The sequence below is a fragment of the Bacillus cereus genome, from assembly GCF_015071065.1.
In the GTDB taxonomy this organism is placed as follows: domain Bacteria; phylum Bacillota; class Bacilli; order Bacillales; family Bacillaceae_G; genus Bacillus_A; species Bacillus_A cereus_BA.
Genome location: NZ_VOVA01000011.1, coordinates 1 through 14888, shown reverse-complemented (window position 1 = coordinate 14888; position 14888 = coordinate 1). Strand labels below are relative to the sequence as shown.

Genomic DNA, 14888 nt, shown 5'->3' with positions numbered 1-14888 from the left:
TTTCTTTTTTTAGAACCATATTTTGTAAGGGGGATTTTATTATGTCACAACAAGTTACAATTTCATTTTCAGTAGTACCACAAGCGAAGAACAAAGATGTGTATTCCGTTGTTGATAAAGCAATTGAAGTTGTACAACAGTCGGGAGTTCGTTATGAAGTAGGGGCAATGGAAACAACGTTGGAAGGAGAATTAGATGTACTTCTTGACGTCATTAAACGCGCGCAACAAGCTTGCGTCGATGCTGGAGCAGAAGAAGTGATCACTTCTATTAAAATTCACTATCGTCCAAGTACGGGCGTAACGATTGACGAAAAAGTTTGGAAGTACCGTGATGAATATGCAAAACCAGAAGCGATCTAAAATAATCACAACAATTTGGCTTATCCTTCTCATTGCTATATGGGAAGGATCTGTTTCATTATTTAAAATTGAGCCGTGGATTTTACCGAGGCCGTCTGCAATTGTGCAAGAGTTAATTGGAATGAAAGATTTACTATTACCGAATACAGTGCAAACGTTACAGGAAGTAATAATTGGGTTGTTTTTTGCAATTTTACTTGGGACGAGTATTGCTATCATTATGGATGTCATCCCTTTATTTCGGATTTTAATGAATCCGTTGCTCGTTATTTCGCAAACAATTCCAATCGTTGTGCTTGCACCATTATTTATTATTTGGTTTGGATACGGAATGTTGCCAAAAGTAATGGTTGTTATTCTTGTTTGTTTCTTCCCAATTGCGCTTAGCATTTTAGAAGGTTTCCAAACGGTAGATAAAAATATGCTGAAGTTGTTACAAACGATGAAGGCGACAAAGTGGCAAATTTATCAGAAAGTAAAATTTCCAGCAGTGCTCCCGTACTTTTTCTCAGGCTTAAAAATTGCTGTTACATATAGTGTGATGGGAGCGATTATTGGGGAATGGCTTGGTGCGAGTGAAGGATTAGGTGTTATGCTCACAAGGGCAACAAAATCCTTTTTAACAGCTCGTGTATTTGGTGTTGCAGCGATTATCGTCATGGTGACATTGCTCTTGTACTTTATTGTTGAATTTATGGCAAGAATAACAGCACCATGGATATACAGAAAGGGCGGCAGAAAATGAAAAAAGGTTTAAAAGTTATGTTAGCTGCATTATTAGCAGTTGGTGTGGCTGGGTGTAATCCGGCGAAGAAAGAAGAGAGTACAAGCAAAGAAAAGAAAGTAAAAGTCGTTTTAGATTGGTTCCCAAATACAAACCATACTGGTTTATATGTAGCGAAGACTAAAGATTATTATAAAAAACAAGGATTAGATGTAGAAATCATTCAACCAGGTGATAATGTTACGGCTGAACAAATGATAGCTTCAGGAAAAGCTGATTTTGCGATAAGCGCACAAGAAAATGTAACGTTAGCTCGTGTTGAAGGTATTCCTGTAGTTTCTGTAGGAGCGATTATCCAGCATAATACTTCAGCTTTTGCATCACTTAAAAAAGATAATATGATGTCACCAAAAGATTTTGAAGGTAAACGTTACGGCGGCTGGGGAGGACCAGCAGAAGAAGCGACGCTAAAGACGATTATGAATAAACATCAAGCTGATTTTAATAAAGTTGAAAAAATTATTCTTGGACAAACAGATTTCTTTAAATCAATCGGTCGTGATGCAGACTTTGAATGGATTTATTATGGATGGGATGGAATTGAAGCGAAGCGTCAAGGAAAAGAGTTAAATACAATTATGGTGAAAGACTTAGATCCAGCGCTCGATTTCTATAGTCCTGTTATTATTACAAGTGAAAAACATACGAAGCAAGATAAAGATTTTGTGAAAAAGTTCATGACTGCAACGACAGAAGGCTATGATTTTGCAATTAAAGAACCTAAAGAAGCTGCGGATATTTTAATTAAAGCTGTTCCAGATTTGAATAAAGAATTAGTACAAGAAAGCCAAAAGTGGTTAAGTACAAAGTATCAAGATGATGCAAAAGCGTGGGGAGTACAGAAGGAAGAGATTTGGACAAATTACATGAATTTCTTATATGACAACAAAGTTATTAAAAAGAAAATCGATGTAAAAGATGCCTTTACAAATGAATTCCTTCCAAGTGAAAAATGAGTGGATTACAAATAAAAGATATTGTAAAAGCTTTCGATGGAAAGAATGTATTAGCAAATATTAGTGCTTCTATACAAGAGGGAGAGTTTGTCTCTTTTGTAGGTCCGAGTGGTTGTGGAAAAAGTACATTATTAAATATGATTGCAAGTGTTGAACAACCAACGAGCGGAGAAGTGTTTTATAACGAGGAGTATGTAAAAAAACAAGATGTTGTTAGTTATATGCCGCAACAAGATTTATTACTACCGTGGCGATCGGCTTTGCAAAATATAGTTCTTCCATTGGAAATCGAAGGAAAGCCTAAAAAACAAAGGCTGACAGAAGGAATGGAAGCATTAAAGCAGTTTGAGCTAGATGAATATGCAGACCATTATCCAGATGAGTTATCAGGTGGAATGCGTCAAAGAATTAGTTTCCTTCGCACATATCTATGTGAAAAGCCAATTATGCTGCTTGATGAGCCTTTTGGAAAATTAGATGCATTTACAAAAATGGAAGTACATAGTTGGCTCTTAAATTCTTGGCATCAAGAAAAGCAGACAATTGTTATGGTTACACATGACTTAGATGAAGCAATTTTGCTTTCTGATCGCGTATTTATTTTATCTCAAAGACCGGCATCAATTGTTGGAGAGATACAAGTGAAATTACTTAGGCCGCGAACGATGGATATGTTAACATCGCTTGAGTTAAAGAAGGATAAGGAAGAAATTTTAAGAGTATTAGCTCCTTACATGAAAAAATAGAAAAAAGTCTTTTAACAGTTTTTGGTATAATTGCTGTTAAGAGGCTTTTTTATATAGGAGGAGAAAGATGAAATCTATAGGGGAAGTAGTGGATTTATTAACACCGGATAAAATGGAAGAAGGAACAAAAGGAAAAATAGCGAATAGAATATAACAGAGTAGTTTATACTCGTAATATAACAAATGTAAAAGGAGTGAAAGGATAAAATGACTTTATCAACTGTTCTTCAAATGGTTTTAGCTTGATACGGGAGAAGTCTGCCCATTTTTAAAGATTAAGCTAAATTGAAGACAGCAGGTAAAGAACCTTAATCCTTTCTTACGATAATATGTAATGGGTAAGGTGTATTCACCTTACCCATTTTTATATGCACAACTAAATAAGGTTTTTACTGGTGTTCTCTCTATTTAGCTTATGAACTATAAGTAGAGGAGAGAGAAAAAATGAGTATATTAACAGTAGAAAATGTAAGTCATTCATATGGTGAGAAAACCATTTTATATAATGCGTGCTTTCGATTATTAAAGGGCGAACATGTTGGGCTAGTAGGGAAAAATGGAATTGGAAAATCAACATTGTTACGACTGTTAACAGGAGAACTTATACATGATGATGGGAAAATTGAATGGTTTCCACATGTGAAGGTTGGCTTTTTACAGCAACATATGGATTTACAAGAAGGTATAACAATCGAAGAATACTTGCAAAGTGCATTTTCTAATTTGTATGCAATTGAACGTGAAATGTTAAAAATTACAGAAGAGATGGCTACAACGGAAAAGATAGGAAAGCTATTAGTAAAGTATGGTGAGTTACAAACGATACTTGAAGGTTCTAATTTCTATCAAATTCATACAGAAATTGAGGAAGTAGCAACCGGCTTAGGCTTGTTTGAAATAGGAATGGAAAAGGATGTTTCAAAGTTAAGTGGTGGTCAGCGGACAAAGTTGTTACTTGGGAAACTCCTTTTAGAAAAAGCGGATGTTTTATTATTAGATGAGCCAACTAACTATTTAGATACAGCACATATAGAATGGTTGCAATCTTATTTAAAGGTGTATGAAAAAGCTTATATTATCATTTCGCACGACGAGGCATTTTTGAACAATATTACGAATGTAATTTATCATCTAGAAGAACGAAAGGTTAAGCGCTATGTAGGAGATTATGAAGCCTTTTTGCAAAGTTATCAATTACAAAGGAAACAATTACAAGCGGCGTATGCGAAACAACAAAAGGAAATTGCCCATTTAGAAACCTTTATTCAAAAAAATAAAATTCGAAAAGCGAAACAAGCAAAAAGTCGCGAGAAAGTATTGGAGAAAATGCAAAAGGTTGAAAAGGTTAATGATGTACCTCGGTCCCGTTTTGATTTTAATGTTTATACTGAGCCAGTGAGTCGTATATTACAGGTAGAGAAACTAAGAATTGGTTATAGTGAGCCATTATTTCCAGAATTGAATTTTCAAGTGAAGAAAGGGGAAAAGATTGCAATTATTGGTCATAATGGGATTGGAAAAACAACAATGTTAAAAACATTACTAGGACAAATAAAACCGTTAAGCGGTTCAGTTTCTGTTGGGGAACGAGTAAAACCCGCTTATTTTGCACAAGAGGAATTTTCCTCAGAAATAACTGCACTAGAGAGAGTATGGGCAGGAAGACCAGACATGACAAGAAAAGAAATCCGACAAGTATTAGCAAAGTGCGGATTGAAAGAAGAACATATATTAAAACCTATTCAGTTATTAAGTGGAGGAGAACAAACAAAAGTACGATTATGCGAACTTATCGTAACTAAAAGCAATGTTTTAATTTTAGATGAACCAACGAATCATTTGGATACAGAAACTAAGATGGCTTTACAGGAAGCGTTAAAACAATATAAAGGTACGGTTTTAATTGTTTCACATGAGTCATCTTTCTATGAAGCATGGATAACGAAAATATGGAATATCGAAGAATGGAACGTTTAACAATATGAATAAAGAAAAGGCATTAGCTTTTATAAGCTAATGCCTTTTCTTTGTGATTAACATGATTTTCAAGAACTCTTATGTGAGAATTGTATGAAAAAAGCACTCTTATGGTACGCTTATAAGCGTACCATAAGAGTGCTTTTTCTTTGGTTATATTTATAATAATACTAGATGCCTTTCCCTAATAGGCTACTATCTTTCTTTGTATATATAGATAGTTTGAGATGGAATGAAAATGATTCCTATATGTAAAGGATAATGTGATTAGTATGGGAAGACAATAGAATTTAAAGGGAATTCATGTAAAATTCAGATGAACTTCACATAAACTTCATATTAGAAACTAAATATAATTATAATAGGTTATTATAATATCTGTTTTCGATTTTTCGCAAAATTAGAAGTTTGGCGGGGGTTCTTGTGCCTTCGTCATCGATTTAGGAGAAGGGATATCTCCGTTTTTTTATGCATTAGTAATTTCATAATGATTATTTGTTTTACTACAAATTTTAGCGTGCAAAATTTGTGTTCGATTATCGTTTAAATAAAGTGAAACTTTAATCAGTGGGGGTTTTGTTCATTCCCCACTGATTATTAGCCTTCACCAATCGGGCGTTTACGGGCAGCAGGGCTCCCACCTAACTTCTTTGCTCCAGCTGAATTTTGAGGTGGGAGTTTTACTGCCCGCAAATAGCAGGATAAACTTGGGGAAATTGTATGAAGTCAATCTTGAATGACGTGGCAGGATGATGAGATTTCATGTAAAATAATAGTAAAAAAATGTAAGGGAGGGGATAGTGTGGATGTGTTTTTGAACATTGCTGAGGAAAAAATTCGTCAAGCAATACGGAATGGTGATCTTGATAATATTCCGGGAAAAGGAAAACCACTACAATTAGAAGATCTTTCAATGGTACCTCCAGAATTAAGAATGAGTTATAAAATCTTGAAAAATGCAGGGATGATTCCACCAGAAATGGAAATACAAAAAGATATATTGAAAATAGAGGATTTAATCGCTTGCTGTTATGATGAGGCAGAGAGAAAAAAATTACAAGAAGAGTTAACGGTAAAAACGCTGCGCTTTCAGCAGGTAATGGAAAAGAGAAAGGTTAAAGATAGTTCAGCATTTCGTATGTATCAAGATAAAGTATTTCGTAAATTACGTTAAGAGGGATAAGATGAGTAAATTTGAAACGATAGAAGAATTAGCAACATATATTGAAGAACAACAATTAGTACTTCTATTTATTAAAACGGAGAATTGTGGCGTTTGTGATGTTATGTTACGGAAAGTAAATTATGTATTAGAGAATTATGATTACGTAGAGAAAGTAGAGATATTACTTCAAGACATGCAAGAGATTGCAGGGCGATATGCGGTATTTACAGGGCCGACAATTTTATTATTTCATAATGGAAAAGAGATCCTTCGTGAATCGCGCTTTATTTCGCTTGAAAATATTGAGAGAGTACTTCAGTTATTAGAAAAATAAGGGAGGTTTTTATATGGGGTTTGTTATAGCGGCATTACTATTTTGTGTTTTAATTTGGATGATTGCAGCATCAGTTAGATCAAATAAACGAAGAGTAAATCTTACTAAAAAGAGTAATGCACATAGTACGTCTAACAGTTCATCACCACTATTTTTCTTTGCGGGATCTGATAGTGGTAGTTCACATGATGGTGGCTCGCATGATTGCGGAGGATCTTTTGGCGGAGATAGTGGAGGTAGCTGCGGTGGTGGCGGGGATTGATGAGAATACGCCTTATATGGGCGTATTTCTTTTTAAACAAACGTTTGATTAGTTGGCTTACATATACATAATACCAGCTAAACAAACGTTTGTTTAAATTTTATAAATGTAATAAGGGGAAGAGAACCGAAAGTAAAAAACAAAGGGAAAATGGCATTATTCTTATTAGTTGCTGGGGGTGTATTTCTTGTTAAAATCGGGCTTAAATTTGGAGCGATACATTTCAGTCGAGTTTGGTTTGAAAATACATTTTCTTAAATAAGGGATATAGCCTCTTGCGATAGAGGTTTTTCATTTGTTATTATTAGACTGAACGGTCGGTTTAGTGAGGTGTGAATATGAGAAGAAGTGCAGAAGAGATAAAGAAAGAAATTGCATATAAAGCAGAAAGTTTGTTTTCACAAAAAGGTTATGCAGCTACATCTATGGAAGATATTTGTGAAATTACTGGGCGAAGTAAAGGAAGTATTTATTATCACTTTAAAAGTAAAGAAGAATTATTTTTATTTGTAGTGAAACAGCATACGTATGATTGGCTTGAGAAATGGAATGAAAAAGAGAAGTTGTATGTTACTAATATTGAGAAATTATATGGTCTCGCAGAATATTATGTAGAGGACATACAGCAACCTATTTCTAGTGCAATAGAAGAATTTTCTATGAGCCAAGTTGTAAGTAAAGAGATTTTAGATGAAATGTTAGCTCTAACTAGAGAATCGTATATTATTTTTGAGAAATTAATTGAAACAGGCATAAAGTCTGGAGAGTTCCGTGAAGATAATACTCGCGATCTTATGTATATTGTGAATGGGTTATTATCAGGGCTTGGAGTACTTTACTATGAGTTAGATTATCAAGAGCTAAAACGAATTTATAAAAAGGCAATAGATGTATTGTTAAAAGGGATGGCAGCTGAATAATAAGTCAGCGGCTTTTCTTACAAAATAAATTAGACTGAACGGTCGGTTTATAAAAGGAGGAATGAAGATGAAGGCTTTATTTAAAAACCGAGCATTTATGCTCGTTATGGCATCTGATATTTTACAACAATTTGCAATTTGGATCAGAAATATGGCTCTTTTGTATTTTATTATGGAGCGAACGAATAATGATCCGATTTCAGTTTCTTTATTATCGGTTATGGAATATGCACCAATTTTTATTTTTTCATTCATTGGTGGTGCGTTAGCAGATCGCTGGAATCCGAAGAGAACGATGGTTGCTGGAGATGTATTAAGCGTACTATCTATTATAGGAATTGTCTTGTTGCTAAAGCTTGATTATTGGCAGGCTATATTTTTTGCAACACTCGTTTCCGCAATTGTAGGTCAGTTTTCTCAGCCGTCATCTTCACGTATATTTAAGCGCTATGTAAAAGAAGAACAGGTAGCAAGTGCTATTGCATTTAACCAAACATTACAGTCGTTATTTATGATTTTTGGACCAGTTGTAGGTTCAATTGTATATACACAACTTGGCTTATTTACCTCACTATATAGCTTGATCATTTTATTTTTGTTATCGGCTATTGTCCTTTCGTTTTTACCAAAATGGGTTGAACAAGAGCTGGCAGTGAGAGGGTCATTAAAAAATGATATAAAAGAAGGATGGAAATACGTTCTTCACACGCGAAATTTACGTATGATTACAATTACTTTTACTATTATTGGTTTAGCAGTCGGATTAACGAACCCATTAGAAGTATTCCTTGTAATCGAACGTTTAGGCATGGAAAAAGAAGCTGTTCAATATTTAGCAGCAGCGGATGGAATAGGTATGCTAATCGGTGGTATTGTTGCTGCTGTTTTCGCTTCAAAAGTAAATCCGAAAAAGATGTTTGTATTTGGTATGAGTATATTAGCAATCTCATTTTTAGTTGAAGGGTTGTCTACATCATTTTGGATTACTAGTTTGATGCGATTTGGAACAGGTATTTGTTTAGCCTGTGTCAATATCGTTGTCGGTACGCTTATGATTCAACTTGTACCAGAAAATATGATTGGAAGGGTAAATGGGACAATTTTACCACTGTTTATGGGTGCAATGCTAATTGGAACTTCACTAGCTGGAGGATTGAAGGAAATGACGTCACTAGTTATTGTGTTTTGTATAGCGATGTCACTTATTTTATTAGCAATAGGTCCGGTTTTACGTATGCAAATAAAGAAAGAAGATGTTGTTAATCGAGAGAAAGTGACGAATTCATTGGTTTCGAAATAGCTATTGTAAGGGGGCAGAACTGCTCCCTTTTTCTATGGCAATCTTTTGACAATGAAATGTACCAACTATATACTGATGTTGTAAAAATAATTTTACAGGTTAGGAGAAAGATGTGAAAAACCAAATCTATGAATTACGCACTGAAAATAATATTTCACAAGGTGCATTAGCTGATAAGTGTAACGTATCAAGACAGACGATAAATGCAATTGAGAATAATAAGTATGATCCAAGCTTAGCACTAGCATTCCGGTTAGCAGAAGTATTAGGAACAACTGTCGATAAACTATTTTTGTACAAGCTGTAGAGTCTTTAATTGTACGACGTTATCGCTAAAAATAAAGAAAAAGATCCTCTTCTCGTTTGAAGAGGATCTTTTTTTCATATTGTTTTAGTTTTCGGATTAGGTGGTGTAACGGACGTATCATTTTCAGGTACTCTAGTTAATAAGAATCCACCGATAATAAATAGGACAATAATACTAAGGACACCAGCGTTCGTTTTTCCTGTTAATTGTGTTGTGACACCTACTAATACTGGACCCATAATTGCTGCGAATTTACCAAAGATATTATAGAATCCGAAGAATTCATTTGCAGATTCTTTCGGTACTAGTTTTGCGAAATAAGAACGGCTAAGTGCTTGAATCCCGCCCTGAGAAGTAGCAACTAGCATTGCTAAAATCCAGAAATCTAGTGTCGTTTTTAAGAAATAAGCATATGTGCAGATAATAATATAAATAATAATACCGACATATAGCATTTTTTTACCGGTAAATGTTTCCGATAGTTTTCCATATAATAAAGCGAATGGACAAGCGACAATTTGTGTTACAAATAAGATGATTAATAGATTGGTTGCACTAATACCGAGATCTGTTCCGTAAGCGGTAGACATAGTGATAATTGTATCTACCCCGTCAATGTAGAAAAAGTAAGCTATTAGGAACATAAATACAGTTTTATATTCTTTAATATTTTTAAAAGTATTAGCAAGGCGCTTGAAGCTCATTGCAATTGGTCTTGGATGACGTTCAATATAGTGTGTTTGTTCTACATTTTTTAGCATTGGTATCGTAAATAGTCCCCACCAAAGAGCTGTTATTGCAAAGGAAATTTGACTAGCAATGCCGACCGATAAGGGGATAGTTCCTTTTTGAGAAAGAATAATAAGAGCAATACAACCGATAAAAGGAATTGTGCTCCCAATATAACCTAATGCAAAGCCTCTTGTAGAAATTCGGTCCATTCTATCTCCAGAGGTAACATCTACTAAAAATGCATCATAAAAAATATTTGCTCCAGCAAAGCCAACTAATGCGAGCATATAGCATCCTAGTAATAAGTGCCACTGAGATGTTGGAACAACTGCTAGCATACTTGTAAATACGATACCGAGTCCAAAGAAGAATGTGAAAAATCGTTTTTTAAATCCCTTATAATCAGCAACTGTGCCAAGAATAGGAGCGAGTATAGAAATTAAAAGTGTAGCGAGCGAGTTTGCATATCCCCAATAGGCTGTTGAAGTTGCACCAGATAGTCCAGCTTCTTTTGCAGCTGCTTTAAAGTAAATTGGAAATAATGCAGTTGTAATGACGAGCGAATATACCGAGTTAGCCCAATCATATAATATCCAGCTTTTTTCTTGTCTGGACATTTTTTTCATATAATGTTCCCCCTTAAATTTGTTCTACTAACAGTGTACAAAAATAAAAATTATAAAAAGAGAAACAGTGATGATTTTTACATAACTTTTACATATATACACAGTTCTTTACAATTGAAGTAAATCCTCTACAATTGCTCCGTCTGTTTCACCTAAGTGCAAACCGAGTAATCTAGCAATAGTGGGACCTTCATCAATCAGTCTCATATACGGGATTGTAACGCCACTTTGAATGCCTTTCCCAGCAGCCATAAAAATTGTTTCATAGTTAGGCTTTGTTGGGGAATATCCGTGTGTTCCAAATGTATATTTCTTACTAGAAGTAACATCTTTTTTAGTAATTTTTTTTATGAAATCACCTGTATGATTCTCAATGAAGTAATATCCTTCCATGGCTTCTAGCATAAATAAGCAATTACCATCAGCACCGCGTTCTTTTGCATCTTCATCGTGCAGAATAAATTCAATTCCATTTTGTTTATTCTGAAGAAGCTCTTCAAGAAGAATTTGAATCTCTTTAATCGTTTCAGTATCATTTTTATCTTTTACATGTACGTAGGCAGATCCATCACAGCTTTGGCAATAAGCTTTCCAATCGTGTATTTTTCCACTTTTATTTACGGATATAAGCCCTTTTTGACAGAATAGGGCATTTAGTTGGATTGCTTTGTTTTCACTTAAAGCGCTATGATCGCCAAGTGCAATAATTGTACTCTCTTCGTATATACCACTTTCTTTTAATGCATGAATAATTTCTCCTAGACGTTCGTCGTGTCTATGGATTGCAGCTACTGTTTCCTCGGACTCGAAGCCATGGTAATGTCTTTGAGTATCTAAATCAGTAAAATGTACAAACATAACATTAGGCTTTTTCGTCTGAATTGTATGTACGGCAGAAGCAAGGACGAAATCATCAAGCTCAGGCTGTGACAATCCATTTCGTATATGGCCGAAACGACGATTTAAATCTAATTGATATAGCGGGCTACCACTAAATAATGAAACTAAAATTTGATTTTGCCACGGTCTATTTGGAAAAATTTCTGGTAAATTGTAATCGATATTTGCTCTTCCAGTAACAGGCCATAGAAGGGCTGCTGTCGTTAAATTTGCTTTGCGTGCTTCATCATATAAAGTTGTTCCTTTAATAGACTTTCGATACCAATGCCAATCTGGTGACTCACGTCCTGGTTGAAGTAATGTATTGCTGACAACGCCATGCTTATTAGGGTAATTACCGGTTACGATTGTTGAGTGGCTTGGATATGTTACAGAAGGATAAATTGGCTCCACTTTTTTCGCAATCGCGCCCCTTTTTATTAAAGTTTGGAAATTAGGTAGTTTTTGTAATATAGGAAAATCTAAAGCTGATAAGCAGTCAAAAGATAAAATAATGACGTGATTTGTTAATGCTTTATCCATAAAGTTTCCCTCCTGATTATATAAAACCTATTCTTATATATTACTATTAATACCTGGTAATAAAAATATATTTCCAAATAAAATTTTATTGTTTATTTTCAGAAAAATTAAACATATAATGAGTATAAGGGAATGAATGGAAGGAGGGAGGGAGGGAATACTATGGATTGGCTAGATGGATTTGGTATCTTTTACATCATTGGTGGAATCACAATTCTCCTTGTATTTGCTATTTCATATTTACTAAAGAAACGTTTTCCAGACAAACAGTTTGATATTATATTTGCACTTAGTTTAGTACTTCTTTGTTTGGCCTTCTTTCCTGTAACAATGATCGCTATTGGTGGATGGGAAGGAATGGGCTACGGATTTATTTGTTTCTTTATTTTAATCGGTACGCTGGTTGGTATGGTAGCTCATCAACTCGTAAAAATCGTTCGGAAAAGTTATGCATAAAACAGTAATAATTGAAAAGAATGTATAAAAATAAGAAAATTGACTCTTGTTTTGAAATAAAATTTATATTATGATATTCAACAAATTTATTTCGTTATAACGATGAAAAAGGACTAGTACATGTCCAACCTTTTTGGCAGAGAGAGAATCCGTTCGGCTGAAAGATTCTTAAAAGGGCGATATGGAACCTACCTTTGAGTTCTGCATATGCAGCGGGAAATTCCCGTTATCAAAAAGAGAGCATACTCAATTTTTTTGTGTATGAATCAGGGTGGTAACGCCGAAAAAGCTCGGTCCCTATTTAGGGACGCGGGCTTTTTCTATTTTCTAAAGGAGGAAGAATGACTATGGTAAAAGAACAAGTACAAGCCATTACGAAGATGGAAGAAGACTTTGCTCAGTGGTATACCGATATTGTAAAAAAAGCGGAGCTTGTTGATTATTCAAGTGTGAAAGGTTGTATGATTCTAAGGCCATACGGTTATGCATTATGGGAAAATATGCAGAAAGTAATGGATGGAAAACTAAAAGAATCTGGTCATGAAAATGTGTATATGCCAATGTTTATTCCAGAGAGTTTATTACAAAAAGAGAAAGATCATGTTGAAGGATTTGCTCCTGAAGTAGCATGGGTTACTCATGGTGGGGATGAAAAATTGGCGGAAAGACTTTGTGTACGCCCTACATCTGAAACTCTATTTTGTGAGCATTTTTCAAAAATTGTTCAATCATATAATGATTTACCAAAGTTATATAACCAGTGGTGTTCAGTAGTTCGTTGGGAAAAAACGACGAGACCATTTCTTCGTACAACTGAATTTTTATGGCAAGAAGGTCATACGATTCATGAAACGGCAGAAGAATCTCAAATTGAAACATTAAATATTTTAAATCTATATGCTACTTTTTGTGAAGAGTATTTAGCAATTCCAGTTATTAAAGGGCAAAAAACAGAAAAAGAAAAGTTTGCAGGAGCGAAGGCAACTTATACGATTGAAAGTTTAATGCATGATGGAAAAGCACTTCAAACAGGAACATCTCATAACTTTGGAACGAACTTCTCAGAAGCATTTGATATTAAGTTTTTAGATCGTAATGGTAAATGGCAATACGTACACCAAACATCTTGGGGTGTATCGACAAGAATGATAGGTGGACTTATTATGGTCCATAGCGATAATAACGGACTTGTAATGCCACCGAAAGTTGCACCATTACAAGTTGTTATCGTACCTATTGCTCAGCATAAAGAAGGGGTTTTAGAAAAAGCAACAGAGTTACAAGGGCGTATTCAAAAGGTTGCGCGAGTAAAAATAGATGCTAGTAATAAAACACCTGGATGGAAATTTAATGAGTATGAAATGAAGGGTGTTCCAATTAGATTAGAAGTTGGTCCAAAGGATATTGAAAAGAATCAAGTTGTACTTGTAAGACGAGATACGAAAGAAAAAGAGTTTATAGCAATGGATCAATTAGAAGAGCGCATCCCATCATTACTTGAGGAGATTCATCATTCTTTATTTAGTAGAGCAAAAGTATTTAGAGATGAGAGTACTTATAGTGTGACGACTTTCGAAGAGATGAAAAAAATAGCTGATGAAAAACAAGGCTTTATTAAAGCGATGTGGTGCGGAGAACTAGCTTGTGAAGAAAAACTAAAAGAAGAAGTTGGAGTATCTTCACGTTGTATTCCGTTCGAACAAGAAAGTTTAGCTGACGAATGTATTTGCTGTAGTAAAAAAGCGAAGCAGATGGTGTATTGGGGAAAAGCGTATTAATACTCTTTCTGCTAGATGACAAAAAGGACTTTGGATTGCATAATAAAATACAATCCAAAGTCCTTTTTAGTTTTATCCCGCTATTTGCGGGCAGTAAAACCCCCACTGATTAAAGTTTCACTTTATAATTTGTTTCATGTATTTTTTAGATGGAAGGATGATGTTTTTATTTTGCGTTTTTACGACGAATAAATAGTAACACACCAATTAGGAATGTCGAAAGACCAATTAAAATAGATGCAGGATAATGCGTTGCAGTATTAGGTAACTTATCGCCTTGTTTTACTGAATTGTCTTTTCCGTTACCGTTACCGCTTTGAGAGCCGCTATCGCCTTTAACACGGTTGCCGCCTTGAGAGCCGTTATCACCTTGAGAACTGCTATCGCCTTTAACACGGTTGCCTCCCTGAGAGCCATTGCCACCTTGAGAGCCACTGCCACCAGAACCACTGCCACCAGAACCACTGCCGCCAGAACCGTTGCCACCAGAACCACTGCCGCCAGAGCCGTTGCCACCAGAACCACTGCCGCCAGAACCGTTGCCACCAGAACCACTGCCGCCAGAACCGTTGCCACCAGAACCACTGCCGCCAGAACCGTTGCCACCAGAACCACTGCCACCAGAACCGTTGCCACCAGAACCACTGCCGCCAGAACCACTGCCACCAGAACCACTGCCGCCAGAACCACTGCCACCAGAACCACTGCCACCAGAACCACTGCCGCCAGAACCACTGCCGCCAGAACCACTGCCGCCAGAA

General features: G+C 35.4%; 17 protein-coding genes and 1 other annotated feature. Of the genes, 14 read left to right on the top strand and 3 right to left on the bottom strand.

Annotation, left to right across the window (positions count from 1 at the left end):
* Positions 1–41: 41 nt before the first annotated feature.
* From FT637_RS21360 to FT637_RS21305, 12 genes are all read left to right on the top strand, one after another.
* A complete protein-coding gene (locus FT637_RS21360; RefSeq protein ID WP_000082898.1) occupies positions 42–362 on the top strand; it encodes an MTH1187 family thiamine-binding protein in 321 nt (106 codons plus the stop codon).
* On the top strand, positions 334–1107 hold the full coding sequence (locus FT637_RS21355) for an ABC transporter permease (protein WP_193648000.1): 774 nt from the start codon (positions 334–336) through the stop codon (positions 1105–1107). Before FT637_RS21360 ends, FT637_RS21355 begins: the two co-directional genes overlap by 29 nt.
* Positions 1104–2102: an ABC transporter substrate-binding protein gene (locus FT637_RS21350; RefSeq protein ID WP_193647999.1), complete on the top strand. Its 999-nt coding sequence runs from the start codon at positions 1104–1106 to the stop codon at positions 2100–2102. Before FT637_RS21355 ends, FT637_RS21350 begins: the two co-directional genes overlap by 4 nt.
* Complete coding sequence (locus FT637_RS21345) at positions 2099–2848, top strand: ABC transporter ATP-binding protein (protein ID WP_193647998.1); 750 nt, start codon at positions 2099–2101, stop codon at positions 2846–2848. Before FT637_RS21350 ends, FT637_RS21345 begins: the two co-directional genes overlap by 4 nt.
* A gap of 444 nt (positions 2849–3292) precedes the next feature.
* A complete protein-coding gene (locus tag FT637_RS21340) occupies positions 3293–4825 on the top strand; it encodes an ABC-F family ATP-binding cassette domain-containing protein (RefSeq protein WP_193647997.1) in 1533 nt (510 codons plus the stop codon).
* Positions 4826–5627: 802 nt separating this feature from the next.
* Positions 5628–5999, top strand: a complete 372-nt coding sequence (locus FT637_RS21335) for a DUF1992 domain-containing protein (protein ID WP_193647996.1) — start codon at positions 5628–5630, stop codon at positions 5997–5999.
* 10 nt (positions 6000–6009) lie between these two features.
* Positions 6010–6324, top strand: a complete 315-nt coding sequence (locus FT637_RS21330; protein WP_070140725.1) for a thioredoxin family protein — start codon at positions 6010–6012, stop codon at positions 6322–6324.
* A gap of 13 nt (positions 6325–6337) precedes the next feature.
* Positions 6338–6586, top strand: coding sequence for a hypothetical protein (locus FT637_RS21325; RefSeq protein ID WP_193647995.1), 249 nt, complete (start codon positions 6338–6340; stop codon positions 6584–6586).
* Between the two features lie 150 nt (positions 6587–6736).
* Complete coding sequence (locus FT637_RS21320) at positions 6737–6844, top strand: histidine kinase (protein WP_193647994.1); 108 nt, start codon at positions 6737–6739, stop codon at positions 6842–6844.
* Between the two features lie 80 nt (positions 6845–6924).
* Positions 6925–7506: a TetR/AcrR family transcriptional regulator gene (locus FT637_RS21315; RefSeq protein ID WP_193647993.1), complete on the top strand. Its 582-nt coding sequence runs from the start codon at positions 6925–6927 to the stop codon at positions 7504–7506.
* Positions 7507–7567: 61 nt separating this feature from the next.
* Positions 7568–8806 carry an MFS transporter gene (locus FT637_RS21310; RefSeq protein WP_193647992.1) on the top strand — a complete coding sequence of 413 codons (1239 nt, stop codon included), beginning with the start codon at positions 7568–7570 and terminating at the stop codon, positions 8804–8806.
* A gap of 112 nt (positions 8807–8918) precedes the next feature.
* Entirely contained in the window at positions 8919–9113 is a 195-nt protein-coding gene (locus tag FT637_RS21305; RefSeq protein WP_000795763.1) for a helix-turn-helix transcriptional regulator, read from the top strand.
* A 74-nt stretch (positions 9114–9187) separates the two neighbouring features.
* On the opposite strand, the gene FT637_RS21300 is transcribed toward FT637_RS21305, so the two are convergent.
* Both FT637_RS21300 and FT637_RS21295 read right to left on the bottom strand, forming a co-directional pair.
* On the bottom strand, positions 9188–10471 hold the full coding sequence (locus tag FT637_RS21300) for an MFS transporter (protein ID WP_193647991.1): 1284 nt from the start codon (positions 10469–10471) through the stop codon (positions 9188–9190).
* Between the two features lie 108 nt (positions 10472–10579).
* The gene (locus FT637_RS21295; RefSeq protein ID WP_193647990.1) at positions 10580–11893 is read right to left on the bottom strand and encodes an ectonucleotide pyrophosphatase/phosphodiesterase; all 1314 of its coding nucleotides are present in this window, start codon (positions 11891–11893) and stop codon (positions 10580–10582) included.
* Positions 11894–12055: 162 nt separating this feature from the next.
* On the opposite strand from FT637_RS21295, the gene FT637_RS21290 reads away from it, so the two are divergent.
* Both FT637_RS21290 and proS read left to right on the top strand, forming a co-directional pair.
* Positions 12056–12349 (top strand): YesK-like family protein, encoded by a 294-nt coding sequence (locus tag FT637_RS21290; RefSeq protein WP_193647989.1) that lies wholly within the window; start codon positions 12056–12058, stop codon positions 12347–12349.
* Positions 12350–12442: 93 nt separating this feature from the next.
* Positions 12443–12651 (top strand) — a binding site (T-box leader).
* 45 nt (positions 12652–12696) lie between these two features.
* The gene (gene proS, locus FT637_RS21285; protein ID WP_193647988.1) at positions 12697–14127 is read left to right on the top strand and encodes a proline--tRNA ligase; all 1431 of its coding nucleotides are present in this window, start codon (positions 12697–12699) and stop codon (positions 14125–14127) included.
* Between the two features lie 166 nt (positions 14128–14293).
* On the opposite strand, the gene FT637_RS21280 is transcribed toward proS, so the two are convergent.
* Positions 14294–14888 (bottom strand): LPXTG cell wall anchor domain-containing protein (locus FT637_RS21280; RefSeq protein ID WP_193647987.1); only part of this gene is annotated, 595 nt, incomplete at its 5' end.

What these genes read in the sequence shown, in the direction of transcription:
- FT637_RS21360 (WP_000082898.1), top strand. Translation starts at nt 42, where the DNA reads ATGTCACAACAAGTTACAATTTCATTTTCAGTAGTACCACAAGCGAAG.
- FT637_RS21355 (WP_193648000.1), top strand. Translation starts at nt 334, where the DNA reads ATGAATATGCAAAACCAGAAGCGATCTAAAATAATCACAACAATTTGG.
- FT637_RS21350 (WP_193647999.1), top strand. Translation starts at nt 1,104, where the DNA reads ATGAAAAAAGGTTTAAAAGTTATGTTAGCTGCATTATTAGCAGTTGGT.
- FT637_RS21345 (WP_193647998.1), top strand. Translation starts at nt 2,099, where the DNA reads ATGAGTGGATTACAAATAAAAGATATTGTAAAAGCTTTCGATGGAAAG.
- FT637_RS21340 (WP_193647997.1), top strand. Translation starts at nt 3,293, where the DNA reads ATGAGTATATTAACAGTAGAAAATGTAAGTCATTCATATGGTGAGAAA.
- FT637_RS21330 (WP_070140725.1), top strand. Translation starts at nt 6,010, where the DNA reads ATGAGTAAATTTGAAACGATAGAAGAATTAGCAACATATATTGAAGAA.
- FT637_RS21325 (WP_193647995.1), top strand. Translation starts at nt 6,338, where the DNA reads ATGGGGTTTGTTATAGCGGCATTACTATTTTGTGTTTTAATTTGGATG.
- FT637_RS21320 (WP_193647994.1), top strand. Translation starts at nt 6,737, where the DNA reads ATGGCATTATTCTTATTAGTTGCTGGGGGTGTATTTCTTGTTAAAATC.
- FT637_RS21315 (WP_193647993.1), top strand. Translation starts at nt 6,925, where the DNA reads ATGAGAAGAAGTGCAGAAGAGATAAAGAAAGAAATTGCATATAAAGCA.
- FT637_RS21310 (WP_193647992.1), top strand. Translation starts at nt 7,568, where the DNA reads ATGAAGATGAAGGCTTTATTTAAAAACCGAGCATTTATGCTCGTTATG.
- FT637_RS21300 (WP_193647991.1), bottom strand. Translation starts at nt 10,471, where the DNA reads ATGAAAAAAATGTCCAGACAAGAAAAAAGCTGGATATTATATGATTGG.
- FT637_RS21295 (WP_193647990.1), bottom strand. Translation starts at nt 11,893, where the DNA reads ATGGATAAAGCATTAACAAATCACGTCATTATTTTATCTTTTGACTGC.
- FT637_RS21290 (WP_193647989.1), top strand. Translation starts at nt 12,056, where the DNA reads ATGGATTGGCTAGATGGATTTGGTATCTTTTACATCATTGGTGGAATC.
- proS (WP_193647988.1), top strand. Translation starts at nt 12,697, where the DNA reads ATGGTAAAAGAACAAGTACAAGCCATTACGAAGATGGAAGAAGACTTT.